Raw genomic sequence first — 25,358 nt, 5'->3', positions numbered from 1 at the left:
CGCTTCGGCTTAGCTGGTCACCTGGCGTGCGGGGGTCGGTCGAACAGCCATCTGTACCGAGGAGGGGCTATGCGGGTGCAGCTGAAGGTGATCCGCAAGCGCGGGAAGATCTTCCTGTACCGCCTCAGCTGGCGGACTCGAGACGGCGGGTCGTTCAAGATTCACCTGATCGTGCAAGACGACGTCGACAGGGCGCACAGGCACCCGTGGAACTTCACCTCATTCGCGCTGCTAGGTGCCTACAAGGAGACGGTCGACGATGTCACCGTGGCACACCGTCCGTTGACCCTGATCCGCAGGAGAGCCGATCAGCGCCACCGCGTTCTTCTCTACAGGCTGTTCGGTTATCCGCTACCGTGCCTCACCGTCGGTCGGTACTCGCCCAAACTGCAGCCCTGGTGTGAACACCGGGCGCTATGCGACTTCTGCGCGCCTGTTGGCGAGTGCTCCGACAAGGCCTTTTGGAAGTCACGACACCAGCAGGAAAGCGGGTAACCCGGTCATGTGGGAAACATCTGTGGTCACTCTGGAAGCAGCCGGACAGGCCGCGACCAGCGAGCTCTCGCGCGCGGCGTTGCGCCACGCGGCGGCCGAGCTGGCCGGTGACTCCAGCGGGCACGACCCCTCTCACGTCGTCCGGGTTTACCGAAGCGCCCGTGACCTGGCGCGGGCCGAGGGTGCGCAAATGGAGAAGGTCGAGATCATCGCAGCACTCCACGACCTCAAAGACTTCAAGTTCACCGGTGACACGACGACCGGGCCCCGTGCCGCCCGCGAGTGGTTGCTGGCCAATGGAGCGGACGAGACCCTCGCCGCGGGCGTCGCAGACGACATCGCCGGGATCTCGTTCAAAGGCGCAGGCACACCACTCCAACCTCTGTCCCTCGAAGGCGCCTGTGTCCAGGACGCTGATCGGTTGGACGCATTGGGGGCAATCGGAGTCGCGCGGTGTTTCGCGTACGGCGGCTTCGTCGGCCGTCCCCTGTTCGACCCGACGGTACCGACTGTGGAACACACGAGCGTCGAGTCGTATCTCAAGACGCAGGGAACGAGCCTCAATCACTTCCACGAGAAGCTGTTCCTTCTCCGATCACGCATGAACACCGCAACAGCCAAGGGCATCGCCGACGCTCGACACGAGTTCATGGAGAGGTTCGTTGCGCAATTTTTGGATGAGTGGAACGGAGAAGGCCAGCGGTAGGATCGAGGACCTGGCAGCGGATCTGCTCGGTGTCGACGACTTCCGCGCATTGTGCGAGTCGGTCCTCGAACGCTGCATCCTGCCTCAACAGCGCTTCGAGGCCGACGAGTTCGGCCGGGACGAGCACTCATCCGCGTCTGCGGGCGCCGTCCTCAACGGCGTCGGGAGCCTGCCCACGATCGGTCCTGCCACCAGACAGGCACTTGTCGCGGCCATTCACGACTTGATCAGGCCGGACGGCACCCTGCGTGGGCACGACCGCCAGATGAATGTCGGTACGACGAGCTGGTCGCTCGCCCAAGTGCTGCTCGGGCTTTCCCGGTTCGGCGGCGAGGATGTCCGCGCGTCCACCCGGTTCGGGGCCGCGGTCGACCGATTGCTGAATTGCCAGGACGGCGAGGACGGTGCCTGGCTGCTCCGTGAAGGCGACTTGAAAGACCCGCTGTTCGCGTTCTACCCGTCCTTGCTGTTCGTCGACCTCTGCCGGACCCCGGACTGGCGCAACCTTGCCGAGCGTGTTCTCGCCCGTACCAGGTCCTATCTGGCGACCGCGCTCCTCGGCAACGTGACGCTGGTCGACAAGGTCCTCGCGGCGCACGTCATCGACCAGGTGGAAAAGGTGCTCCCGGCAGGCGAGCCGGACCGTCGCGCATTCGAGCGACGGCGTACCAGCCTGCTGAACTCGCTGGTGGGTGACTCGGGACTTCGGATCGAGGACCGCATCGTGCAGAACAACGTGCAGCCGCGGTGGCACAGTGTCACCTGGACAGGCGCGTTGTATCCGTGCACGCGCCGCTGGGGATCGGTCACCGCGCCGTACAACGTGATGATCGGCGACAGGGTGATCCGAGAGTTTGACGCGGAAGCCGGTGCGTGGCACGGCGTCGGGAGCTCGCGCGGTCTTGGGCGCTCATGGGCGACATCCCTCGGCCTGCTCTCCACGTATCTGCTCGCGTCAGACCTGCGGGCAGCAGATTTGAACGCCGAGGACTGGCACCGGCTGGTCGACGAGGTCGGCAACGGCCGCAAATTCGACGTCGTCATCTCATTCGGCGGCCCGGACCGCGCGATCGCCGAGGCGATCCGTAACCGGCTGGTCGCGGCGGGCCTCTCAGTCTTCTACGACGACGACTTCCAGCACCAACTGCTGGGCGAGGATCTCGCGGTCGTCCTCCAGGACATCTACTTCGCCCGGAGCCGCTACGCCATCACCATCCTGTCACGGGCCTTCGTCAAGTCGGAGTGGGCGGGGAACTGGGAGTGGCGCGCCGTGTTGGCGCGTATGAACAGACAGCGCGAGGGGTACCTCCTTCCCTACTTCCTCGAGAAGATCGACATCCCTGGTCTCAACCCGACAATCGGGCACTTGTCCGCCGAGAAGTTCACGGCGCTGGAGTTCGCCGACGTCGTCATCCGCAAGATCCGTGGCCACTGAGCACATGCCCAGTCGAGAGCTGCTGGGGACGTCGTCACGGGGGCCGATGAGCCGGACATCGGCGTTGCGGAGGCTGTCAGGACATGGCCGGTTCTGGGCCCCGTCGGACAGTGTCATGTCAGCGCTTGCCGTGGTCGTTGTCGTCGGCTCAGGTAGAATCGGCGCCATGTCTGCCGCTTCGTGGTCGAGCCGAAGCGGCGCGTTGGTGCTGCTCGGAACTTTCTTCTGAGCAACGGAGCGAGTAGCTTTCTGGCCATCGCCGGACTCGCTGTGGCCGGGTTCGTCACCTGGCGGATCGCCGTTCCCACCGCCGTGACAGCGGAATCGATCACCTGACCTCGAACAGGTCCCTGCCTGCCGAAGGCGCCGGGCTCCCGTCGGGTGCGTGCTCCAAGCAGTTGGCCGCTTGCATGACGCTGAATGGATCATCCGACGCCAGGCGTTCTGCTCTGTTCGAGTGGTTGTGATTTTCCGATACTGCGAGCGGTGATCGGCCGCCGCTAGCGTCGGCTGGGGAGAACTTTGGGATCCGAGGGGAGATTTTCCTTATCATGCAACGAAGATTCTTGCGGTCTCTGACGAAGATTCGACTCGTCGCCGCGCTCACCGCGGCCGGGCTGATCGCCACCACAGGCACCGCGCTCGCCGACACCAGCGCCGACCGCAAGGTCGTGCAGGAGGCGCTGGACGAGTTCGTCGCAAGCGGCGGAGCGCTCGGCGCGCAGGCCAGGGTGACCGACGGCCACCAGCGATTCACCGCGCGCTCCGGCAAGGCGGAACTGGGTTCGAACCGCCCGGTTCCGGAGAACGGCCGGTTCCGCGTCGGCAGCATCACCAAGACGTTCGTGTCGACGGTACTGCTGCAACTCCAGGGCGAAGGCAAGTTCGACCTGGACGCGCCGGTCGTCCGCTACCTGCCCGGCCTGATCGACAGCCGCATCAAGGTGCGCCAGATCCTGCAGCACACCAGCGGCCTCTACAACTACACCAACGCGCTGCCGCTCGACCCGGACAAGTTCGAGCAGATCCGCTACAAGCATTGGGAGCCCAGGGAGCTGCTCAAGATCTCCACCGACAAGCCGCTCGACTTCGACCCCGGCACCCGGTGGAGTTACTCCAACACCAACTACGTGGTCGCGGGTCTGCTGGCGGAGAAGCTGACCGGCAGGCCGTACGAGAAGGCGGTCGAGCAGCGGATCCTTAAGCCGTTGCACCTCGACGACACCGAGGTCCCCGGCGACAACGTCGACATCAACGGCCCGCACGCCCACGGCTACGTGTCCCTCGCGGGAAAGCCGAATGACATCACCCGCCTCAATCCGTCGGTCGCTTGGGCCGCAGGCGAGATCATCTCCACGACCCGTGACCTCGACACGTTCGGCGTAGCGCTCGCCAGTGGCAAGCTGCTCAAACCCGCGCAACAGCAGGAAATCACCAGGACCACCGCGGTCAGCCCCGAATACGGCCTCGGCCTGCAGGTGCAGACCCTGCCGTGCGGCACCAAGCTGTGGGGCCACGGTGGCGGCATCCCAGGGTACTCCTCGGAACTGCTGACCACACCGGACACCGCCAAGCGGCTGGAGCTCTCGGTCACGAGCGCACCGGCCGGCGGTAACCCCAACCCGGCGCTCCTCAAGCTGGTCAACGAAGTCTTCTGCTGACGTCCATCGGTGCAGGCTCTGCCCAAGTGCGAGCAGGGCCTGCACCTTGCCGTCCCAAGTGACGAACAAACCCCAGCCGGGTTACGCGAGTGTGTTGGGGACATTCTTGTGCGGGCCGAAGTAGCCGATGTAAACCTTTCCTGTCTCCCTCGACGGGAGGAAGTAAATGCGCGGAGCCAGCACTCCGCCACCTTCGGCGATTTTCAAGTGAGCCTCCATGTAGATGCTTCCCGAAGGGTCCACCGCGCGGTCAACCGGGAACACTCTCTTGGCGCGCAGGCGATCACTCCGCTTCACCGAGTCGCTTTCGACCATGGCCAGCTTTTTCGAGCTCGCGGGCCACGCATAGGAGTGACGAGAGTTCTCACACCAGGTCCAAAAGGACCCTGGATCCTCCGCACCGGCCAGCGCCTGCCCATACGCATGAAGCGCTCTGAAGCCCCGCCACGATGTCTCGCCCCATGCCCGTGCCTCCACCGCCGTGTCGATATCGTCGAGATCCTTGCAAGCGTCGTCCGGGAAGCTCAGAAAATCGATCAGATACTCTTGCGCGTACAAGGCGGCCTCGCCTGGTGAGTCGGCGTTGTCCGGCAGACGGCGGCTCTCCAGCTCCGTGACCGAATCCGCCTGGTCCTCCCACAGTTCGCGGCCTACCAGCCTCAACTTTTTCCACGCAAGTTCCAGGTCCGCGCGCAAGCGGTTGTTGTCTGCTTCAAGCTGCTGCTGTTCTTCGATGACACTCAGGTACTTCTGGTCCAGCACCGCCAAGCACAATCGGTGCTCCACGATCTCCGCCTCGGCCAGGTCCAGGTACTCGTGCAGCTCCTTGGGCTCGTCCGAGCGCGCCGAATCGAGTCGCTCGACTGCCGCGTCGTAGCTGTCCGGCGGCCGGCGAGCGCCGGCTCGCAACGCGATGGCCCGGCCGACCAGTCTTCCGGCGGCGTCCCGATACCGCAGGAACCGGGCAGGCACCGTGTAACGATGCCGCCACCCCTCATCGACAGCAGGGTCGACACCGGGAAGATAGATCCGGAACGCTCCGTCACGAACCTCGTAGGTGCTACCGACGATTTCGTTGAAGTACCGGGTTCCCTCCTCGTCGAGGCGGCAAACGAGCGCGAGCCCCGCGGTCATCGTCGCGGCCCGCGCTATCGCATCATCGAATCTCCCGGCCACGGAAACACCCTGCGGCAGGTCTCTGACCTGGAACCCCGATGGCAAAGCCGAGAACACCACGAGTGGCACATCCCGCTCGATATCCGTCACCAGCTCGGCCAGCTCCTCCGCGCCTTGCTCACCTGAGAAGACAGTGGGCTCCGGCGTCAGCGAAACCCCATGCCGGTGAGGGTCGCAACCACCGAGAAGGAGAGGCGCAACGAATTTCGGCGCCGCGATGGTGACGTTTTCAAGCAGGTCATCGGCCACCGCTTCGACGTCCAGCCATACCCAGCCGCCGAATTCACCTTCGGCTGAAACTTCTTCCCAGCTGCGCACCGAGGTTGTCCAGCGGGAGCCCTCTCTGCTCGTTTCGACGAAGGCCGCTCGTAGGACAGCACCTACCGGAATCCCCGCGCCGTCCGCATGTTCCACACAGACCCGCATCGCCCCGTCCGGTGTCGCCTCGGACGCCGTTCCCGATAGTTGCTCAAAACTTTTGTGTTTCACCCACTCTGAGAAAGCGGTTTGAACACGTGAGACCAGCTCTGGTCCACGGTCATTCCAAATCGCACGGTAGAGAATCGACACCTGCCACCTCACCATCCGGCGCCCTTGGTCAGCCGGACAATGGTGCGGGCGCCGATTGCCTACGATGTCGAGCACGCTCAGCCACATCGTTACAGCCCGGAGGAACCGTCTCGGATCCGTTAGGCGGAAGAGCTCACCCGAGGCTCCGTAGTCACCGAAGGTCGTCGTACTGTGATATCCCGGATCCGCTCGGCCCAGGGTCAGGAGGAAGCAGACGGTGAGTTCGAACGACCCGTTGGCGCTGTTCCACGCTCAGCTGCGTGACTTGTGGCACGACGTCGGCTCACCGGGGTATGAACAGCTCCGCGCGTACGCGGTTCTGCGGGGCTTCACCCTGCGCGCCACGACGATCGCGAGCCTGCTCACCAAGCCCATCGTGCCGCGGTGGAGAACCGTCGAAGCCTTCGTCGACGCTTGCCACGAGCACGCCCGGCACCTCGATCTTCCCCTGCCCGATTCGCTTTTCGACCAAGGACGATGGCGAGCAGATCACGCCCATGTATCCACGGTCGTGGCCTCTCGTTCCCAGTATCAGGAGCGAAGCGGACCGCGTAACGAGGTCTCCGGCATGGCCACGACCGTGCTGCAAGCGGGGAGCATCGCCGGTGGTGTGCACATTCACCCCACGTCGCCCTCTGCCGCGCCGGTTTCGGCGAAACCGATCATGGAGTGGGACCCGTTCGACCTGGATGTGCACCACGCGATCCGTCTCGACGACTCGACGACGACCGTCGGCGAGACCGCACTGCCGAAGTACCTGCGACGCGACCACGACGAAGAACTCACCACTCATTTCGGTGATCTGAACCGCAGCGTGATGATCGTCCTGACCGGCGGGTCGTCCACCGGCAAGACACGCGCCCTCTACGAAGCGGTGCGCGGCCACGAAGTCCTCCGCTCCTGGCCACTGGCCTACCCACGTTCCGCGGACGACTTGCTGCGGCTGGAAAATATCGCACCGAAAACCGTGCTCTGGCTCAACGAGACCCACAACCACCTGTCCGGTGCGACCGGTGAAGTGGCGGCGGCCTGGCTACGCGCCTTACTCGAGTCAAGCCCAGGTCCGGTCGTCGTGCTGGGCACGCTCTGGCCACGGTATTGGTCGGCGCTGATCGCGACACCACTCGGCGAGCGTCAAGACGACCATCCGCATGCCCGCGGCCTGCTTCAACACCGGGTGCATCGGGTTCGGGTGGCCGAGCAGTTCAGCGCCAAGGAGCTGAGCGCGCTGCGCGGGGACCGGTCGATCGATCCCCGCCTCAAGACCGCGGCCACCGCGTCGGGCACTGGCGGGCTGGTGATCCAGACCCTGGCAGGCGGGCCCGCGCTGGTCGAACGCCACGAGCACCCCGATCATCTCGAGGACAGGTACGCCGCCGCGATCGTCTCGGCGGCGATCGACGCGCGCCGCCTCGGTCACCGGCAGCCTTACCTCTCCCCCGCGTTGTTGGAGGCGGGCGCCTACGGCTATCTCGACGACCGCGATCGCGTCGACCCAGCCGAGGACTGGTTCGCACTCGGCATGGCACGTGCCGCGAAGCACCCGCTCTACGGGATCACCGCGCTCACCGCCGCACGCCGCGAACCAGGTGCCGGCCCCGCCGACGGCTACGTACTGCATGACTACCTCGAACAACACGGCAGCACGACCAGGCACGCGCGTCCGGTCCCGGACTCGCTCTGGGAAGCACTGGTGACGCACGTCGACGACACCGAAGACCGGCTCTTGCTGATGCAAGCCGCTTACCGTCGTCTGCGTTACCGATACGCCGACAGGCTTTTCCACCGCCTGACGGCCTCGGTCGAGCCGCTCCAGCGAGCCCTCATGCTGCCCACACTGGTCGAATACGGCCGTCTGGAGCTAGCGCTCACCTGGATCGAGCAGGCCGGCACACTCAGACATCCGTTCGTCCACCCGCACTCGACCATCCCGGCGCTGCGGAAGCTCGGACGCACGGCTGACGCGCTGACGCTCTTGGAACAGGCAGTGGAGAACAAGAACAACTCGCTCTGGGCCGGGCGAATGCTTGTGGATCTTCTCGTCGAACTCGACAGGGTGAACGATGCCTTGGCGGTACTCCGCCGCCTGAGCACCCTCGACGAGGACGGCGATCCTGAAAGGTTTTCGCTCGAACACGACGAGCACCCTTGGGACAGAATGCTGGCACACCTCTTGGCAGACCACAGCCGCACGGAAGAACTACAGGAGCTCGCTGAAAGCGGAAATCAGCACGCCCGAGAGAAACTAGCGGATCTGTGCGCCGAGAACGGGGAATGGGAGCAAGCTCTTCAGCTGGTTCGCCACGGCGCGAGCTGGTGGACTTGGCGCTGGCTGGCCAGGAATCTGGCGAAGGCAGGCAGAATTGATCATCTGCGAACCCTCGCAGAATCACACGGCACCCCGACCACCGAGCTTCTCATCGAGACGCTCCTTGCTCACGGGCACCTCGGCGAGGCGCTTGAGCGAATCGGACGGCAGACGGGAGACCTCGCCCATCTGCACAATGACCGCTTGCTGGCCCTGCTGATCGAACACGGTTGCGAAGACGTAGCCATCACACTCGTTTCACGTCAGACGATAGCTCACACGCTGGACCTTTCACCTCGACCCGATCGCACGACCACCTGGCAAGAGCTTCGCGGTTTCAGCCAGTTACTGGTTGACGCCGGCCATGCGGACAAGGCCGAAACGATGCTCAAACAACTCGTTCTCGACAACACGCCAAACGGAGCCGAGCTGTTGGCGGACTGCCTGGCTGATCGAGGGAAATGGGCCGACGCTCTGGAACTCGTTCGCAGCGGAGCGCCTTGGACCTTGGCCTGGTTACCGAAGCGACTGAGCCGCGCCGGCAATATCGGCAAGCTCCGTCAGCTGGCCGACAGCGGGAACTCCCACGCCCGCGAGGCCTGTACCGACCTGCTCATGGAACGCGGCCGCGTGGCCGAGGCCATCGAGATGCTGCGCGTGTACGCCGCGAACCGCGACGACCGGGCGGCCGAAAAGCTGGTCGAGATTTTGGCAGCGCGCGGCGAGGAGTCAGAACTGCGGGCACGGGCGGCCGGGGGTGATCGGTACGCCGCGCAATGGCTGGTCGCCCTGGCTCAGCAAGGCAAACTTGGCGACGCCGAGAACCTGTTGCGCTTCGGCTTGACTTTCGACGGCGCCGTCGCCACGGTCGCCCGCTAACCGTTGTGCAGTCCACCGTGCAGATGACCGACCTGGATCGCGGTGCCGGTTTGGATGCCGCTCATGACATTCCTGACGCTGCCCGCCGCCTGGTCTCGCGTGTCCGCCACCGGATCCGACGCCTCCTGGTGTGGCTCTTCAGAACCGAACCCGTGCCGCAACAGGTCACCGCTGGGATTCGGCACATAGAGATGGACCAGGCTCTCGAACTCCTTCACCCGGACAGCCGTCTGCACGACCCGCGAAGCCGGAAGGGCCGCATATCCGCTGGCGACCACGTCTTCGAAGACCCGATGCGACAACGCCACCGCGAGAAAGGTCTGCTCCGGGTCCGATCGCGCCAGCAGGTCACGCACCACGTCGGCGTCGAGCAGCCGGTGCGTGGCGATCACGGTGCGACCCACCACGGCGGTCTGGCCACCCGGATCGGGCTCGCGCACCGGCCCGACGTTCAAACTGGCCCGCATCCGCAGACGGAGGCGCCTGTCGACCGCACGCAACCTCGCGTCCCGCTCCGCCAGCACTTCCTGAAGCGAGTCGAACAACCTGGCCACCACCGCGGGCAAATGCACGGTGTCGAACCCGATGCCGAAGCCGTCTCCGGTGTTGTGCGGGAACAAGGCTTCCTGCCACAGCTTCCCGAGACCCGCCCGCTCGAACGCCAAGGCCATCACATCCGGGACGGCGGCGGCCAGCAGTTCCTGGCCGGGGTCGGTGTTGCCGCCGAACTCCTTGGTGTCGACCACGAGAACAGCTCGATACGGCGGAAGGCCGTCTTCACCGATGGCACTGTCACCCGACATCCCGATTCCCCACTCCCCTGGAAACGATGAGCCCGCATTCTAACCAGGCTCGAGTTCACCCGACAGATCCGCGACAGTGGCGGCGGGGCTGATCAACGTCGTCCACGCCAGGAGCGCCCGCAACCTGGTCCGGTCCGCCGGGGCGAGTTCGTCCTCCGACAGAGCCTTCGTGAGCGTTGCGACGACCAGGTCACGCTGACCGCATTTCACCAGGCACGATGCCGCGGTGACACCGTCTTGAACGACCTCGCCGTGGTAACGGACCACATCGAGCCACACCGGCGTCGCCGAGGCCAGCCAGCCACCGTCCGCCAGTTCACGCGCGACTTCCAAGCGACGCGACGTGTGCATATCCGCGGCCAGTATTTCGATCGCGATGTCCTCCGCCGCTTGTGCACCGCCGACGTGCAGCCACGCACTCAGAAAACGCGTCGGGAATTCTCCTGTCGAGACTCTATGAACGAAAGCCCGACGAGCGACATCGATGGCTTGCTCTGCGGAGCCCACGTCGAAAAGCGCGGTCACCAAGCCAGGTTCATAAGTTCGTTCGCTGGTGCGCTGCAAAGCCGCGCCAAGCAGGTCGCCGGCCAAGGACCATTCACCGAAACGAAGGAAGTCCGAAGCCATAGTGACGAGTTGCCCTGAAGCCACCGAAGCCTCAAGTATTTGACTGACAAGCATGGCGGCCGCTTCGCGATAGCCGGCCTTACATAATAACGGGGCAATTTCGGCCCAGTGCGCCGGCGATCGTTCGAGGGTCGCCTGTAGTATCTCTTCGGCGACTTCGTCATCTTCAGCGATGATCAGAGTTTCCCCAGCACGCCAAAAAGCGTAGTTGTCGCTCGACAGGTCGGCCAAGACTTGCTTGGCGCACCTGCAAGCCTCAGCTCGCCGCCCTCCGTCATTCAGCTCGGAAGTCAGGTCTGCCCACTGTTCACCGGTCAAGCCCTGGCGAGTTGCCAAGAGATCGCGGATTTCCTCGTCGGAGACACTCGAACAGGTACCCAGGATTCCGATCGCCCTGACGAACTCGTCCTCGTCCGTTGCTTTCTCGGTCAGGAGCAGTCGGATCAATCCCGCCGCCGCTTCAGGGAAATGCACCTCCGCGAGTTTGCTCGCGACGACGGTCAGTAAATCAGCCGGCCTTGACCTGGCCTTTGCGCTGATCTCGTCCACGACCGCGATGCCCCTGACTGACAGCAGCACCTCGGTTGCATCGCCGATTTCCTCTTCTTCCGGCTCCGCTTTTTCGAACACCTTCCACGCCGCCCAATACGCCTCATCCGTACATCCCGAGCGGGCCGCGATATCGGCGACCATGGCCCAGTTCGGCGCGGCTTTCTCGTTCAGTGACTGAAGAATCCGCACAGGCCCGGCATGATGCGTGGCACGTGTCGGCATCACTGGGCTGTCGCTCGCCCCAGAGTCTCTTCGCAAACGAGCTGCCAGGTCTCGGACAAGCGGCGCGGCCGCACCGCTTCGACCGATCGACAGGAGCCCCGCCGCCACAGTCAGCGTCACCACGTAATCGTCGCCTGCGTTTCCTCCCAAGCGCACAAGCAGTCGTTCGGCTCTGTCAGCACCATCCGGCAGGAAATCGATCATTCCATCGACGATATGCTCGAGCGACGACAGTTCATCGGTGGTGGCGCGCTGCTCCAACCACTCGGCGGCCTCGACTGGATCACTGAAGTGACCGAGGACCAAAGCGCATTCGACGCGAGTAGCGGCCGCCACTTCGGGCTGGTCACGGAGCCGGACGAGCCGCTCGATCACCGCGGCACCGACGACGTCCGAGCCGAGCAGGGTGAGCACCTTCCCTGCCCTCCTTGCCATCTCCCAGTTGGCGTCCTGGGTTCCGGCGCAGAGAATCAGCTCGACCAGGCGGTTCACCGTCGAGCCGACGAGATCGTTGTCGGCTGGCGTGTGCTCGGCGAGGAGCCGACCGGCCAGTAGAACCCGGTTGATGTCGCCGTCGAGCAGCCGACGGAACACCTTGCCGAGATCATGACTGTCACGCCGGGCCCACAACACGAAAGTGAACAGGACGAAAGCCTGGGTCGCCGGTCTCAGGCCACGAGCGATCCACGCATCCAGATCGGGAAAGTCCGGGGAGATCTCCTCTGATTTCCGCCGCGCGGCCAGAAATTCCGAGAACGAGTGATGCAGGAAACGCAGATCCTCGCGCGCACGGACGAACACACCGCTCCCCGCGAGCAACTCCCAGAGATCGTCACGCCACCCGTCAGGGCAGGCCGCGTCCTTGTATTCTTCGGCGACCCAGGCACAAGCCGCCTCGAACAGCCTGCCGTCGGTCTCCATTCGCTGCACCGCGAGATGTTCGATGATCGTGACGCGGTGCTCGTCGGTCCATTCGACCAGCCGCAGACGTGCCACGGATACGTTCTGCGATCGACGGAGGTCCGCGATCGTTTTCCGCCATCTGGCATTGCCGTCGAGCAGGTATTCCATGAACCGCTTGTACAGACCGGCCCGGTTGTTGGGCAGTTTCCGTTCGGGTTCCAGGGTGTCCGCGATCGCCGCGATCGTGGCGAGAAGCGGATTACGGACCAGTTCACGAAGACGGCCGTCATGGACCTGGCGAATGAACTCGGTTGCTCGATCATGCGCGCTTATCGGATCTTGCGCACGAAACCACGCATCGGCGAACCTGCTCAACTCGTCCGGACCGAAGGGCTGGATCGAGTAGAGGTCGACCCCTGGCTGCTCGAGGTCCTGCAGTTCGGCGTCCGGCAGCGGCCTCGTGGTGACCACCAGCCGATGGTCGGCACTCCGCCGCATCTGATAGGCGATCGCCTTGATCACCTTCCGGCGAGTGTCGATTTCCGCTATCTCGTCGAGCCCGTCGATGAACACCAGCCATCGCGCGCCCAGGGCGCGCTGCGCGAACAGTTCGGCCTTGGGCTTCGAGGCGAGGCGGTACTCGCACGCCTCCTGCACCCCGTCGGCCATTCGTTCACTCCACGAACCCCCTGTCGCCAACGCGCGCGCCGGAACACGGATGGCCAGCACCGGCTCGGACAGTGGCGGGCGAGTGCCGTCGCCCGCGAGCCAGAGCTCCGAGATCCGTTGCACGTACATATGGCCGAGGGTCGACTTGCCCGCTCCGGGTTCGCCCGTGATGACCAGGTGCCCTCCCCGGTCGAGAGCTTTGGTGACGGTGATCGGGCGCTCGCGGTTTTCGCTTACGGCACGGGGAGTTCGTTCTTCGACGGCTTTGCGGTCCGCGTCCTTGTCCGACTGACGTTCCACAACCTGCGGGCGAACGTGTTGCCGTACGTAGACTTTGGTCAGCTCAGGCTGTTTCACCCCCAGCAGCTCGTACGGCAGCGACTCGGTCGCCTCCCGCTGCGCGTCCAGGAGATCCCTCAGGGCGGGCGTCAGCTCGGAACGAGCTTCCCAGGACTCCAGCGGCGGATGGATCCTCGGCTCGGGCGGAGCGGTGATGTGCACGTTCTCGGCGTTGCCGATCTGGTAGGCCGAGCCGTGGATCTGCGAGTTCGTGATCTCGTTGTGCAACTCGGCCATCCTAGAACGTGACGTTCCCGTGGATGTCGCCCGCCTGCAGGACTTTCCCGCCGACATCGCCGGAAATCTGGTTGATCACTTTCGCGTCCTCGGCCTTCTGGGCTGTCGACACCTTCGCCCATTCGGCGCGCAGCCTCGCGCTGAACTCGGGATCGTCCCGCTCGGCCAGGCCCAAGCGTTCGGCCAGTACCTGGACCACACCAGGTGCCGAGGGGGTGGTCACTGCCGCCTCGAGCGCCGCGTCGGCCGCCGGTTCCTTGGCGAACTTCCGCTTCACCAGGTCGTAAAGGCCAACTGCGGCCTTGGCCGCGAGCGCGGCGGAGATCGAGATCAAGATCGGATCTGGCATGAACGACTCCCGGTTCGAACGACGCCGACCGGTTCACCGTAGCGTGCGCGCGGCCGTCACTCCCCTCACTGGACGGCGAGTGCCGCCGCCGGCGACGCTCCCGTGTCGAACGATCCGATGCTTCCGTTACTGGTGCACGAAATGCCGGCCGACCCGGTCTTCGACGTCCGGCTGCGCGATGTTCCTGCTTTACGCCAGCCCGTATCGGCCGCACCTGGCCCAGGCGCTGGTCTTCTTGAGTCGCTGCGCGTGCTCGGTGGGCCGCAGCAACGAACTCTCGTCGAAAAGCTGTACTGCGAGCCTCAGCCCGTCGAACAGCGGTCAGCCGCGGACGCGCTGACGAAGGAAGAGCGCGGCCCGGTCAAGAGCTTCGCCTGCCTCGTCGAGGATGCCGGTGAACGACTGGAACACGTGCGGCACCTTCGCGGTGATGTCGAGGATGACGTCGACCTCCGCGTCGGAGGCGCGCAGAGCGAGCCGACGTGCGTCGTCGAGGAGCATCTCGTTCGTGCCGACCTGCACCAGCATGGGCGGCAGGCCGGTCAGATCGGCTGACACCGCCGGGCTGAGCAAGGGGTCACGGCGGTCCTGATCGACGATGTAGAAGCCGCTCATCAGGTCGAGGTACGCCCTGTCGAGCAAGGGATCCGCATCCGCCTTGGTCACCATGCTCTCACCGGTACGTGTCGCGTCCACACCTGGCGAGAACGCGACGATCGCCGCAGGCATGGGAAGCCCCGCGTCGCGCGCCGCGAGTGCGCCCGTGATCGTCAGCCCACCGCCGGCGGAGTCCCCGGCGAAGGCGATCGACTCGGGAGCGCACCCCTGGTCGAGGAGATCCCGGTAGGCCGAGACCACGTCCTGGACGTCCGCCGGGAACGGGTGCTCCGGGGCCAGCCGGTAGTCAAGGGAGACAGCGGCGATCCCGGTCCTGACCACCAGGCCAGCGGTGAGGCCGAGGGCCGTCCGGGGAGAGCCGACCACATGTGACCCGCCGTGAAGGTAGAGCAGGGTCCCGGAATTGGCCGCGACTTCAGGACCGACCTGCAGCGCGGGGCGTCCGCCCAGCGAAGTCTCGTGCACGCGGACGCCTTCGGGCACCGGCAGCGCGTTCATCATCTGCGCGAAGTTTTCGCGCATCTCCCCGACGGACTGCTCTGACCCGGCCGCGGCGCCGCGTAGCTGCGCATCGAGTTGGTCGCGCTGGACTGTCGACATCGTCTTTACCTTCCGTTTCGAAGTTGCTGCCACTACAGTATATGCCATGGCAGATACTTCGAAGGAAGGTCATGCGGACCTCGACACGGTGTTCACCGACCTCGTCCGCGCGGAGACGCGGCTCTACAACGCTGTCGCCGAGCGCCTGAAGACGGAGACCGGTATCGGAGCCGGGCACTTCGAACTGCTGCGCCACGTCCGCGACCACCCGGACGCGCGCGTCGCGGATCTCGCTTCCGCCTTCGCGATCGGCGTCGGAACGACCAGCAAGATCGTCGACCGTTTGGAGAAGGAGGGCTGGCTGAAGCGTCGCCCGAATCCGGCGAACCGGCGCTCGTCCCTGCTCGCGCTGACCGCGGCGGGCGAGTCGGTCTTGTCACGGGCGGAGCCTGTTTGGCGGGCGGCGATCCAGGAGACCCTCGGCGGGGTCGTCGCAGCCGAGGAGCTGACGGCCCTTGCCCCGATCCTCGCCGCCCTGCGTTCGGATCTCGAACGACGCGACCTGGGGCTCCCGACCGGATGACGCGGACCTGTCCGGCCCTACGAAAGCGTGAACCCCAGCTCCCTGCCCAGCGTCACGAGTTCATCCCGGACGGCCGGATGCGCGACGTGGTCGACGATCTGCTGCGCCTGCTCGCTGGCGTCGTTGCCCCAGATGGTCGCGGCGCCGTGTTCGCTGACCAGGAAACTGTGCTGGAACGACGTGACCGGCCCGGCCAGCCGGGGTACGACCGTCGAGACGTCGGCTTTCGGATGCCAGGAGGGCAGCGCGATGATCGCCCGGCCGCCGGGTGAATGCAACGCCCCGACCACGAAGTCGGTCTGCCCGCCGAATCCCGAGTAGATCGCCCCTCGCACCCGACTCGCGTTGGCCTGCGCGAACAGGTCCACCTCGAGGGCACTGTTCACCGAGACCAGACCACGCTGACGCGCGATCACCGCGGGGTCGTTCGTCTTTTCCGTGCGCAGCAAACGGATCCGCGGGTTGCGGTCGAGCCACTGGTACAGCTCGGCGCTGCCGAACACGAACGACGCCGTCACCGGTTCCGCCGGATCCAGGGCCCCGGCGCGGTCGAGCGCGAGCACGCCGTCGCTGAACATCTCCGACCAGATCGCGAGCCCGCGCCTGCCGGTCACCGCCGCCAGGGTCGCGTCCGGGATCCCGCCGATGCCCAGTTGCAGCGTCGCGCCGTCCGCGACCAGTCCGGCCACCCGCTCGCCGATGGTCCGCGCTGTGTCCCCCACCGGCCGCGGGACCGGCGACAGGAGCGGCTCGGCCACTTCAAGGGCGTAGTCGATGTCTCCGACCGGCAGGACGCCGTCGCCGTAGGTGAACGGCATCTCCGGGTTCAGCTGCGCGATGACCAGGCCCCCGCGGGCCCGCACCGCCTCGACGGCCGCGGGCAGGATGTTCACCTCCGTACCCAGCGACACCACGCCGTCGACCGGAACCGACGTGTGCAGCAGGACGACGTCCGGCGGCAGCGCGTGCTTGAGCAGCTGCGGCACCAGCGACAGCCGGGACGGGAAGTACCGCAGACCGGCACGACCGCGCATCCCCGCACCCACGAACGGCGTCTCCAGCAGCACACCCTCGCGGTCCGGCATTCCGGCCTGCGCGTTCAACGCGAACAACCGGTACTCCGCCAGCGCCGAGTCCAGCACCTTCAGCGCCTGCATCGGTGTGGCGAAGTTCCCGCTCACCACCACCCGCGGCTGCGGCGCGGGCACGCGCGCCAGTACGGAACCGAGCTCACTCTCCGACAGGACGCGCATGAGTCGATCATGCCAGGTCAGGCTCGAGGGCGGCTCTTGCGGCCGGTCACCTTGTTGTAGATGACCAGGACGATCACCGCGCCGATGACCGAACCGATCCACCCCGCGGGCTGAAAGCCCCGGAATCCGACCGTGAGCAGGCCGAACAACAGGCCTCCCACGACCGACCCGACCACGCCCAGCACGATCGTCCGCAGCACGCCGATGTCGTCCTTGCCCGGCACCAGGGCCCGCGCGATGAACCCGGCGATCAGGCCGAACAGAATCCAGCCGAGAATGGTCCAGAACATTTCTTCACCTCGTGGTCGATTGGACGGCAAGACCACCCTACGGCGATACGGCACCCGCGCGCCAAACGGCGAATGTGCGGGCCGCCTTCGCGACAAACGCCCGACCTGACTGTTTTCCCATGCTAGTTTCATGCCCGATCGGGTCGGGTGACCCCGGCATCGGACTGACGAGATCGGAGATGACCGGCGTGACTCGTGCCGGACTGGAAACCGCGGCCGTCGGCCGCCGGAATTCGCGCTCGGCCGGTGTCTGGCCCTCGGCAGCGCTGCTCCTGTTCGCGACCGCCTGCAGCAGTCCCGTTCCCCCGTCCGCCGCTCCGCCTGCTCCATCGTCGTCTCCGGCGAGCACGGCACCCACGAGCACGACGCCGTCGGTCGACCTTTCGTCGCTGCGCCAAGGCAAAATCCCGGCGGATTACCCCAAGCCCGATCTGAGCGGCCTCCCGCCCAAGCCCGAGGACTCCGCGCCTCTGCGAGAGCGGCTCGCCTGGGAAGCGCTGCAGAAGGTGACCGACTTCGCCCATCGCGTCGACCCCGGAGCACGCTCGTCTTGCCCTGCCTTCGATGCCCGCCGCACCACCACGGCGACCTGTACGGTCACCTACCTCGGCGAGGGTTACGACTACGTCCTGCGCGACATCAAATTCCGTGGCACCGGGATATCCGACGGCCGGAATGAACAGGGCACCATCTCCTACACCGCGGAACTCGCCTCCGGGCCGATCATCCGCGACCAGGTCGAGTCGGTGCTGCGCTACCAGAACGCCACCGAGTACGAGGCCTGCGACATGCCCGAGCATCTGCGATTCGCCTTCAGTTCCACCCTGCGGCGGCCGTCCGGATCGTCGATCGCCGGCCAGTGGATCCACGTACCCGGCATCTCCTGCCGCCACCTCGACCCCAAGACCCGGACGATCAGCACCCTCCCCCTGGAACTCTACGAATCAGGCGCGCCTATCCACCCCTCGTCACGGATCGGCGGCTGAGGGGCGCTTCACCGTGAACTGCCCGCCGAGGTCGTCACGACTGAATGCTCGGCGTTGGAAGGAGACCGATGCCTGCCACGATGCTCCACCGCACCACGAGCAGTCTGCCCATCGAGGACAACGGCTTCTCCCTCGGAGACCGCAACGATCCGCGGAGCCCCCTCTGTCACGTCGGTGCACTCCCTTCCCCTGACAGCACGGGATTGCTCGCCGTAGCTCCTGGCTTCGTCGCGGTCACCTGCGGCGTCCACTTCGGCGACATCACCGTCACCACCGAGGTCTGGAGTGGTCGTCCCGAACCTGACCTCGTTCCCTGGCAGGACGTGGCCGAAGTATCCGTCACCTGGCCCACCGCTCGGATCGGGGTCTGCGGAACCGAAACCGACATCGCCGCCGACATCCCTGTCACGCTGCCACCGGCTCCGGAGAACAGCTTTCGGGTGCGGGATTCGGTGCGCCACCGCGACGCCGGCGAAGACCGCGGGCCGGACGACCTCCGCGAGAACCACTTGATCCAGATCTGGCCTGCCGCCCCACGCCAGGACGAACTGCTGAAGGCAACCGACAAGACCGGCGAACTCTGGCGCTCTCCCGCAGGCGCCGAAAGTCGGCTCAGCTCGCGTGGATCCCAGAATCCTAGTCCATAGTGGACAGTCACAGCAGCCGGAGAGCATCTCAATGTGACCGCCGTCACTGTTCGCCAGGTTGTGGCAACCTCCGATACCGGTGAACGCCTTCAAGCTCGAGAAGTACCGATACCGAAACCTGGGGAGCACATGAAGAGACTTTTCGTCATCCTGACCGCGATACTGGCGGTTCTCACGTTGACACCAGCCACGCCCGCCGGTGCGACGCCCCGCTTCGACCGGGAACTCCAGGCACGCATCGCGCGCGCCCAGGCCTACGCCGACAGCAGGCCCGGTGACACCGGGATCGTCCTTCGGGATCGGTGGACCGGTGCCGTCTACCGGAGCGCCGCCGCCGGTAGCCTCATCTGGGCCTGTTCCACCCCGAAGCTGGCCATGGTCGTCGACCTGTTGCTGCGCAACGATTCCGGGGCCGTCCAGCTCACCGCCGAGGACCGGGACCTGATCCACCGGATGCTCAACTCCAGCGACGACGCCGCCGCCCACACCCTGTGGACCCGGTACGGCGGGGAGGCCGAGTTCGCCAAGCGGTTCCCGTCGTACGGGATGACCGACATGCGGTTCACCGACCAGCACCCGCATCACTGGGGCTGGATCCTGACCACGGCGAACGACCTGGACCGGCTGGTCAACTACGTCCTGACCAAGCTGCCCCGTCAGCACCGCGACTACATCGTCGGCGAGATGCGCACCGTCGACGTCAACCAGCAGTGGGGGGTCTGGGGCGCCGGGCCCGCCGCGCGACCGGGGAACAAGGACGGCTGGTCCGACGACAACGACGACGGCTCCTGGATCATGAACTCGGTCGGCTTCGTCGGGCGGCACGAGCGATACACCCTCGCACTGATGAACAACACCAAGGTCATCCAGAACGGCTACGAAACCGGCCAGGAGACCACCACCAAGATCAGCGAGATCCTGTTCAAGGGATATTTCGGGAGCTGACCGAGCCCCACGTCGGGCCCGGCCGGTCTCTCCGGGCCCGACGCTGTCCGGTCTGAGTGCCGCATAGTCCGTTTCACCCATAATCCTTGCGCTGCCAGGGAAACCGGTATGCGCTTCGGTGCTAACAGTTCCCCGATCGTCGCGACTTGAGTACTGCAAGCCGACACGAAGGGGACGTGATGCGTGCTTTGGTTATCGCAGGCGTGACCGGTCTGCTCATCCTGACACTCACGCCACCGGCGAAGGCCTCCGGCGTGCCGGAACGGTGGTCGGCAGGCCCGTTCACGGCACAGGTCGCGGTCATGGCGGGAGACGTCGACGGCGACGGCAAGGCCGACCTGGTCAGTTACAACGAATATCTGGTCGGATGTCATGTGCTGCGGTCGACCGGTTCCGCCTTCAAGCCGCAGCAGAACTGGGGACCGGGTGGTCCCTTCAACGGCAGGTTCAACCTCGTCGGCGACGTGGACAAAGACGGCCGGGCCGACGCCGTCGCGGTCCGGCTGCCCACGGGTTCGACACGGCAGGGCATCTTCGTGGCGAGGTCGACCGTCGACGGCTCCGGCGTGGAAACCTTCGCGAAGCCCGCGCACTGGCTGGAGAACCGCATCGCCGGTGATTACGGGAACCTGGCGGCGGACGTGGACGGCGACGGGGACACCGACGTCATCGGCCTGTTCGCCGGGATCACGCTGGCGGCGAGGTCGGACGGCACCAAGTCGCTGCCGCTGGAGGCGTGGGGCCCGGACATCCGCGGCGAGAAGGCGACGCTGGCGGCGGACGCGACCGGCGACGGAAAGGCCGATTTCATCCTCGTCGACCAGGGCGGCACGAGAGTGGTGCCCGGCACCGCGAACAAGTGGTTCGACGCCCCGGCGTCGTGGTCGAAAACATCTTTCCACGGCAGTAAGAAGACCCTCACCGCGGACATCGACGCCGACGGCGACGCGGACCTCATCGCCGTCAACGACACCGACGTACGGGTGATGCGCTCCGCCCGTACAGGCTATTCCCCGCCGGAACTGTGGTACGCGGGCGCCTTCTTCGGCACGAAAGAGACCCTCGCGGCCGATGTGGACGGCGACGGCGACGCGGACCTCGTCGCGGTGAACAGCGGCGACGTCTGGGTGTTGCGCTCGCACTAGGGCCGTCCGAGTCGGCCACTGCGGTTCCACAACATTCCCGCAAGAGGGTGCTCCTAGCGTCGCGATCAAGTCGAACCCCCTTACGGAGGACACATGATCGCGATACGCAGGAGACACGGCGCCGGTTCCGCGGCCAGGCCGCCGAACCGGCGCCGGATACTGGTCAACGCCCTGGCAGGGGTGACCATGGCCGCGCTGGCCGGGATCGCGGCGCCGGGCACGGCCGCCGCCGACGCGGAACCGCTGGGCCCGGACGTCACCTTCAACAGCACGCCGGTGATCGACCCGTCGGGACTGTTCATGGTCTCCCGCGGGCTGGACAGGTCCATCCTGTACAGCCGGGGATTACCCAGCACCAACGGCTACGAGGACTTCCGTTCCCTCGGCCAGCAGATCATCGGTGACCCGACCGGGGTGACCGCACCCGAAGGCGCGCAGATCTTCGCCAGGAACACCGACAACCAGGCGATCACCAGCCTGATCGTCTCGTACAACGTCCCGACCGGTTTCCAGGTCATTCCCGGACTCCGGATCTCGAGCGAGGTCACCGCGGTCAAGATCCCCACCAGGGGTTCCCGGCTGCCGATGATCCGGATCTTCGCCCGCGACCTGGACACCGGGCGGGTCTTCACCAACCTGCTCGTCCAGGGCGCGCCGCAGGGCTGGTCCGATCTAGGCCTCTTCGCCACCAGCGAGCTTTCGGCGGCGGTCATCGATTCGCCGGGCCTCGACGTCAGTATCCGGCTCGTGGTGCGCGGGGTGGTCAACCGGTTGTACTCGACAGTCATCGACAACACCACCGGGTCGATCCCCGGCTGGACACAGCTCGGTGACCTGTTCACGACCGGCAACCCGACGCTCGTCAACGAGGGCGCCATGTTCACCTTCCGGGGCAACGAGGTGTTCACCCGTCAATCGGGCAGCAACACCATCTTCACCTGGAACTTCGACAGCCCCGGCTGGGTCAGCCTTGGCGGTATCGCCACCAGCGACATCGCCGTCTCCGTCGCCAAGGACAACGGGCTGCAGTTCTACCACCGGGGCACCAACCTCCGCATCTACCTGAACCGGCGCCCGCCGGGGTCGACCCGGTTCGGCGGATACATCGACCTCGGCGGCAAGTCGTTCGGCAACCCCGCCGCGAGTGGCGGAACAGCGGTGAACGTGCGGACGGTGGCCGACCAGTTCATCGTGCGGGGCACCGACAACCGGTTGTACAGCCGGATCCAGACCAACTTCGTCGGCGGCTTCACGGCGTTCTTCGCGTTCGGAGGACCGCTGCACGGCTGATCCGGGCACGGTCGGGGAAGACGGCTCGGGCACACCACGTGCCCGAGCCGTCTTTCCGGTTCAGCGCAGGTCTGCCAGTTCCTTCTCGATCACGTCGGCCGCGGGCAGGGTGAGGTCGCGGTAGAGCGTGGTGGCGCGGTCGTAATGACGGCGTGCGGTGCGGAGATCGCCCGTGTCCGCGGCGGCCCTGGCGAGACCGTGGTGGGCGCGGGCCGCCTGTTCCTGCGCGCCGGTTCGGTCGGCCAGGTCCAGCGCGGCGGTGTGATGCGCGCGGGCGGAAGCGGGAGCGCCGTCAGCGCGGCATGCTTCGCCGAGTCCGTTGAGTGCCCAGGTTTCGCCGTCGCGGTCGCCGTGCGCGACGAACAGGTCGAGGGCGCGGCGGTGGTGTTCGGCCGCTCTGTCGGGGTGGCCGCGGAGGGTGTGGGTCCGGCCGAGGCCGTCGATTCCCCAGGCTTCGCTTCCGCGGTGGCCGACGGTGCGGAACAGTTCCACAGCTTCGGTGTGCAGGGCGAGAGCGTCGCTCAGGTGGTCGCGGGTGATGGCGATCTCGGCGAGGCCGAGTTTGGCCCATGCCTGGCCGAAAGGGTGGCCCGCCTGCCGGTGCAGTGCCATCGCGTGGTCGAGGTTGGTCACCGCGGCGGCGTGGCCGATGCGGGCTTCGGTGGTGCCGAGCCTGGTCAGGACGTGCGCCTGGGCGACCAGGTCGGTGTCATGGCGGAACAGGGCCAGCGCCCGGCTGTAGTGGTCGATGGCGGGCCGGTAGTGTCCGGCGCGTTCTTCGACCATGCCGACGGCGGCCACGGCCCGGCCCTGCGACGACAGATCGCCGATCTCCTTGAAGAGAGCGGACGCCGCACGCAGATGCGCGACGGCCGCGTCGGCCCGCCCTGCCTGGAGATGGACGCCGCCGAGTGCGTGCAGGGCGGTGGCCTCGCCGGCGCGGTCGCCGGTGGTGTGGGCGGCGGCGTGCGCTTGGTCGTGGATGGAGATGGCGACGGTCTCGTTACGCCCGTCGAGATAGCGGAACAGCAACCGGGACAGCGTCACCGAGGTCTCCGGCCTGCCGTGTGCCGCCGCGTGCGCGGACAGGCCGGGCATCATGGCGAGTTCGGCGTCCAGCCAGTCCCGCGCGCCGTCGGTGCCGTCGAATCCGGGCACCGGGCTCGCCACGGCGGGGACCGCCGGTCTGCGGTGGGCTTCGCCGGGGTAGAGCCGGTCCATCGCCGCGGCGATGGTGGCGAGGTAGTAGGCGTAGACCCGGTCGAGCGCGGCACTCTCGTCGATGCTCCCGGTTTCCCTCGCGTAGGCCTTGAGCAGGTCGTGCATGAGATACCGGTCGACGCCCGCCGGGTGCACCAGGTGCGCGCGGACGAGGGTGTTCAGCAGGACCTGCGCCGTCTCGAGCGGTTGACCGGCGAGCGCGGCCAGGCCGTGGACGTCGAAGGTCGGGACTGGGTGGCGGCCGAGCGCGGCGAAGGCGTCGGTGGCCTGGTCGCTCAGCTGCCGCAGGGACCAGGAGAACACCGCCCGGATGGCGGCCCGCTGGTCTTCTCCGCTGCTCAGCACGTCGAGGGTGCGCTGGGCCGCGCCCAGTTCGGCGGCCAGCCGGGACAGCGGGACCGCGGGCCGGGACACCGCGAGTTCGGCGGCGAGGCGCAGGGTCAGCGGCAGCCGCACACACCGCTCGGCGAGCTCGGCGGCCGCCCCTGGTTCGGCGTCCACCCGCCGTCCGATCAGCCGCCGGAGCAGGGTGACCGCGTCGGCGACCGGAAGCTGGTCCACGGTGACCCGGTGCGCGCCGTGCAGCGCCACGAGACCGGGGAGCGCGTCACGGCTGGTCACCACGACGGCGCAGCCACCGGTGCCGGGCAGCAGCATGCGGACCTGCTCGACGGACGCCGCGTTGTCCAGCACCACGAGCATCCGCCTGCCGTCGAGCGCGGTGCGAAACCGCGCGGCGCGTTCGGTCGCACCGAGCGGAACCTCCGCGCCGACGGGCAGCAACGCGGTCAGGAACGCTCCGAGCGCGTCGTCGGGCGACACCGGCTTCTCCGGTGCGTAGCCGCGCAGGTCCAGGTAAAGCTGACCGTCCGGGAACCGGTCGCGCATCCGATGGCCCCACTGCACGACCGTCGCCGTCTTTCCCGCCCCGGCCGTACCGGTCAGGCAGGCGATCACCGGTTCGTCGCCTGCCCTGGCCGCCAGCCGGTCGAGCTCGGCGGTTTCGTCGGCCCTGCCGGTGAACTCGGCGACCGCGGCAGGCAGCTGCGCGGGCACCGCGGGCGGGCCCTGCTCCCCCGGCGGCAGATCGTGGCGCAGCACGGCCTCGTGGACCGCGGCCAGTTCCGGACCGGGATCGACGCCGAGTTCGTCGCGCAAGGCACGGCGGGTCCGTTCGTGCACGGCGAGAGCGTCGGCCGTCCTGGCCACCGCGTACAACGCGCGCATCAGCACGGCGGCGGCACCCTCGTGCAGTGGATGCTCCTCGACCAGTTCGGTCAGCGGGATGATTGTTGCGGCCGCCTGGCCTGCGCGGATCTCGGCCACCGCCCAGGCCACCACGGCGGCCTCGTGTTCCTGGCCCAGTGTGCGGCGGACGCGCTCGGCCCACTCGCCGGGAAGTCCCGCCAAAGGCTCGCCCCGCCACAGATCCAGTGCCGCGGTCAAGGCTTCGCGGTCGGTGGCGCCGTCCCGCAACGCGTTCCGGAAGCGGAACACGTCGACCTGGTCGGGGCTGATGTCCAGCCGGTAGCCACCGGCGTCCCGCGCGAGCCACGAGCTCCCCGGCTCGGCCTGCTCGAGCACCCGCCGGATGCGTGTGATGTGCGCCTGCAGTGAACGGCGGGCCTGCTTCGGCGGCGACTCACCCCAGACCCGGCTCACCAGGGTGTCGAGGCCGACGGTCCGCCCGGCCTCGAGCAGCAACACCGCCAGAACATGCTGCTGACGCGGCTCACCGACCGCGAACACCTGCCCGCCCGCCCGCACCGTGACGGACCCGAGAACCTGGAATTCCACTCCCTTGCCTCTCACATTCCCCAAGCATCGTAAAGCCGCAAATCGCGCTGTCACAACACTTTCGGAGCTGCGAGGCGTCCGCTGACCGGTTCGGCCGAGCGGGAATGTCCAA

At 66.6% G+C, this 25,358-nt stretch carries 20 protein-coding genes; 11 read left to right on the top strand and 9 right to left on the bottom strand.

All coding sequences use genetic code 11. From position 1 onward, the window contains the following. The first annotated feature begins 69 nt into the window (after positions 1-69). The 4 genes from AMYAL_RS0128930 to AMYAL_RS0128915 all read left to right on the top strand — a co-directional run bounded on the left by AMYAL_RS0128930 (position 70) and on the right by AMYAL_RS0128915 (position 4,297). A complete protein-coding gene (locus tag AMYAL_RS0128930) occupies positions 70-495 on the top strand; it encodes a hypothetical protein (RefSeq protein ID WP_020634768.1) in 426 nt (141 codons plus the stop codon). A 7-nt stretch (positions 496-502) separates the two neighbouring features. Then, positions 503-1,201: an HD domain-containing protein gene (locus AMYAL_RS50455; protein ID WP_143267725.1), complete on the top strand. Its 699-nt coding sequence runs from the start codon at positions 503-505 to the stop codon at positions 1,199-1,201. Next, positions 1,173-2,636 (top strand): TIR domain-containing protein, encoded by a 1,464-nt coding sequence (locus AMYAL_RS47845; protein ID WP_020634766.1) that lies wholly within the window; start codon positions 1,173-1,175, stop codon positions 2,634-2,636. Before AMYAL_RS50455 ends, AMYAL_RS47845 begins: the two co-directional genes overlap by 29 nt. Before the next feature lie 551 nt (positions 2,637-3,187). Beyond that, on the top strand, positions 3,188-4,297 hold the full coding sequence (locus AMYAL_RS0128915) for a serine hydrolase domain-containing protein (protein WP_051137558.1): 1,110 nt from the start codon (positions 3,188-3,190) through the stop codon (positions 4,295-4,297). An 81-nt stretch (positions 4,298-4,378) separates the two neighbouring features. Here AMYAL_RS0128915 and AMYAL_RS0128910 read toward each other — a convergent pair whose 3' ends face one another. Then, complete coding sequence (locus AMYAL_RS0128910) at positions 4,379-6,043, bottom strand: hypothetical protein (RefSeq protein ID WP_143267724.1); 1,665 nt, start codon at positions 6,041-6,043, stop codon at positions 4,379-4,381. A gap of 283 nt (positions 6,044-6,326) precedes the next feature. Then, the gene (locus AMYAL_RS49380) at positions 6,327-6,542 is read right to left on the bottom strand and encodes a hypothetical protein (RefSeq protein WP_157358220.1); all 216 of its coding nucleotides are present in this window, start codon (positions 6,540-6,542) and stop codon (positions 6,327-6,329) included. A gap of 69 nt (positions 6,543-6,611) precedes the next feature. Between AMYAL_RS49380 and AMYAL_RS47840 the strand changes: the two genes are divergently transcribed. Then, on the top strand, positions 6,612-9,230 hold the full coding sequence (locus AMYAL_RS47840) for a tetratricopeptide repeat protein (RefSeq protein WP_157358219.1): 2,619 nt from the start codon (positions 6,612-6,614) through the stop codon (positions 9,228-9,230). Here the strand turns inward: AMYAL_RS47840 and AMYAL_RS0128895 are convergent. The 4 genes from AMYAL_RS0128895 to AMYAL_RS0128880 all read right to left on the bottom strand — a co-directional run bounded on the left by AMYAL_RS0128895 (position 9,227) and on the right by AMYAL_RS0128880 (position 15,149). Next, positions 9,227-10,033, bottom strand: a complete 807-nt coding sequence (locus tag AMYAL_RS0128895; RefSeq protein WP_026467551.1) for a hypothetical protein — start codon at positions 10,031-10,033, stop codon at positions 9,227-9,229. The genes AMYAL_RS47840 and AMYAL_RS0128895 overlap by 4 nt on opposite strands. 39 nt (positions 10,034-10,072) lie before the next feature. Continuing rightward, positions 10,073-13,573, bottom strand: coding sequence for an NACHT domain-containing protein (locus AMYAL_RS0128890; RefSeq protein WP_143267722.1), 3,501 nt, complete (start codon positions 13,571-13,573; stop codon positions 10,073-10,075). A gap of 10 nt (positions 13,574-13,583) precedes the next feature. Beyond that, positions 13,584-13,931 carry a hypothetical protein gene (locus tag AMYAL_RS0128885; RefSeq protein ID WP_020634759.1) on the bottom strand — a complete coding sequence of 116 codons (348 nt, stop codon included), beginning with the start codon at positions 13,929-13,931 and terminating at the stop codon, positions 13,584-13,586. Positions 13,932-14,252: 321 nt separating this feature from the next. Continuing rightward, entirely contained in the window at positions 14,253-15,149 is an 897-nt protein-coding gene (locus AMYAL_RS0128880; protein ID WP_020634758.1) for an alpha/beta hydrolase, read from the bottom strand. A gap of 46 nt (positions 15,150-15,195) precedes the next feature. Between AMYAL_RS0128880 and AMYAL_RS0128875 the strand changes: the two genes are divergently transcribed. Next, the gene (locus tag AMYAL_RS0128875; protein WP_020634757.1) at positions 15,196-15,672 is read left to right on the top strand and encodes a MarR family winged helix-turn-helix transcriptional regulator; all 477 of its coding nucleotides are present in this window, start codon (positions 15,196-15,198) and stop codon (positions 15,670-15,672) included. A 17-nt stretch (positions 15,673-15,689) separates the two neighbouring features. Here AMYAL_RS0128875 and AMYAL_RS0128870 read toward each other — a convergent pair whose 3' ends face one another. Both AMYAL_RS0128870 and AMYAL_RS0128865 read right to left on the bottom strand, forming a co-directional pair. Next, a complete protein-coding gene (locus tag AMYAL_RS0128870) occupies positions 15,690-16,925 on the bottom strand; it encodes an acetyl-CoA hydrolase/transferase family protein (RefSeq protein WP_020634756.1) in 1,236 nt (411 codons plus the stop codon). 17 nt (positions 16,926-16,942) lie between these two features. After that, positions 16,943-17,215: a GlsB/YeaQ/YmgE family stress response membrane protein gene (locus AMYAL_RS0128865; protein WP_020634755.1), complete on the bottom strand. Its 273-nt coding sequence runs from the start codon at positions 17,213-17,215 to the stop codon at positions 16,943-16,945. A gap of 179 nt (positions 17,216-17,394) precedes the next feature. Between AMYAL_RS0128865 and AMYAL_RS50450 the strand changes: the two genes are divergently transcribed. From AMYAL_RS50450 to AMYAL_RS0128840, 5 genes are all read left to right on the top strand, one after another. Continuing rightward, the gene (locus tag AMYAL_RS50450; protein ID WP_020634754.1) at positions 17,395-18,201 is read left to right on the top strand and encodes a hypothetical protein; all 807 of its coding nucleotides are present in this window, start codon (positions 17,395-17,397) and stop codon (positions 18,199-18,201) included. Positions 18,202-18,269: 68 nt separating this feature from the next. Next, positions 18,270-18,848 (top strand): hypothetical protein, encoded by a 579-nt coding sequence (locus tag AMYAL_RS0128855; RefSeq protein WP_051137557.1) that lies wholly within the window; start codon positions 18,270-18,272, stop codon positions 18,846-18,848. Between the two features lie 129 nt (positions 18,849-18,977). Beyond that, a complete protein-coding gene (locus AMYAL_RS0128850) occupies positions 18,978-19,793 on the top strand; it encodes a serine hydrolase (RefSeq protein ID WP_020634752.1) in 816 nt (271 codons plus the stop codon). 179 nt (positions 19,794-19,972) lie between these two features. Further along, a complete protein-coding gene (locus AMYAL_RS0128845; RefSeq protein ID WP_084702163.1) occupies positions 19,973-20,938 on the top strand; it encodes an FG-GAP repeat domain-containing protein in 966 nt (321 codons plus the stop codon). Positions 20,939-21,031: 93 nt separating this feature from the next. Next, positions 21,032-22,228, top strand: a complete 1,197-nt coding sequence (locus tag AMYAL_RS0128840; RefSeq protein WP_020634750.1) for a DUF8189 domain-containing protein — start codon at positions 21,032-21,034, stop codon at positions 22,226-22,228. Between the two features lie 60 nt (positions 22,229-22,288). On the opposite strand, the gene AMYAL_RS0128835 is transcribed toward AMYAL_RS0128840, so the two are convergent. Continuing rightward, complete coding sequence (locus AMYAL_RS0128835) at positions 22,289-25,246, bottom strand: AfsR/SARP family transcriptional regulator (RefSeq protein WP_020634749.1); 2,958 nt, start codon at positions 25,244-25,246, stop codon at positions 22,289-22,291. Positions 25,247-25,358 lie beyond the last annotated feature (112 nt).

Origin of the sequence: Amycolatopsis alba DSM 44262, assembly GCF_000384215.1 — a bacterium.
Taxonomy (GTDB): Bacteria; Actinomycetota; Actinomycetes; order Mycobacteriales; family Pseudonocardiaceae; genus Amycolatopsis; species Amycolatopsis alba.
The sequence above is the reverse complement of the archived record's forward strand: the minus strand, read 5'-3'. Positions and strand labels throughout refer to the sequence as shown.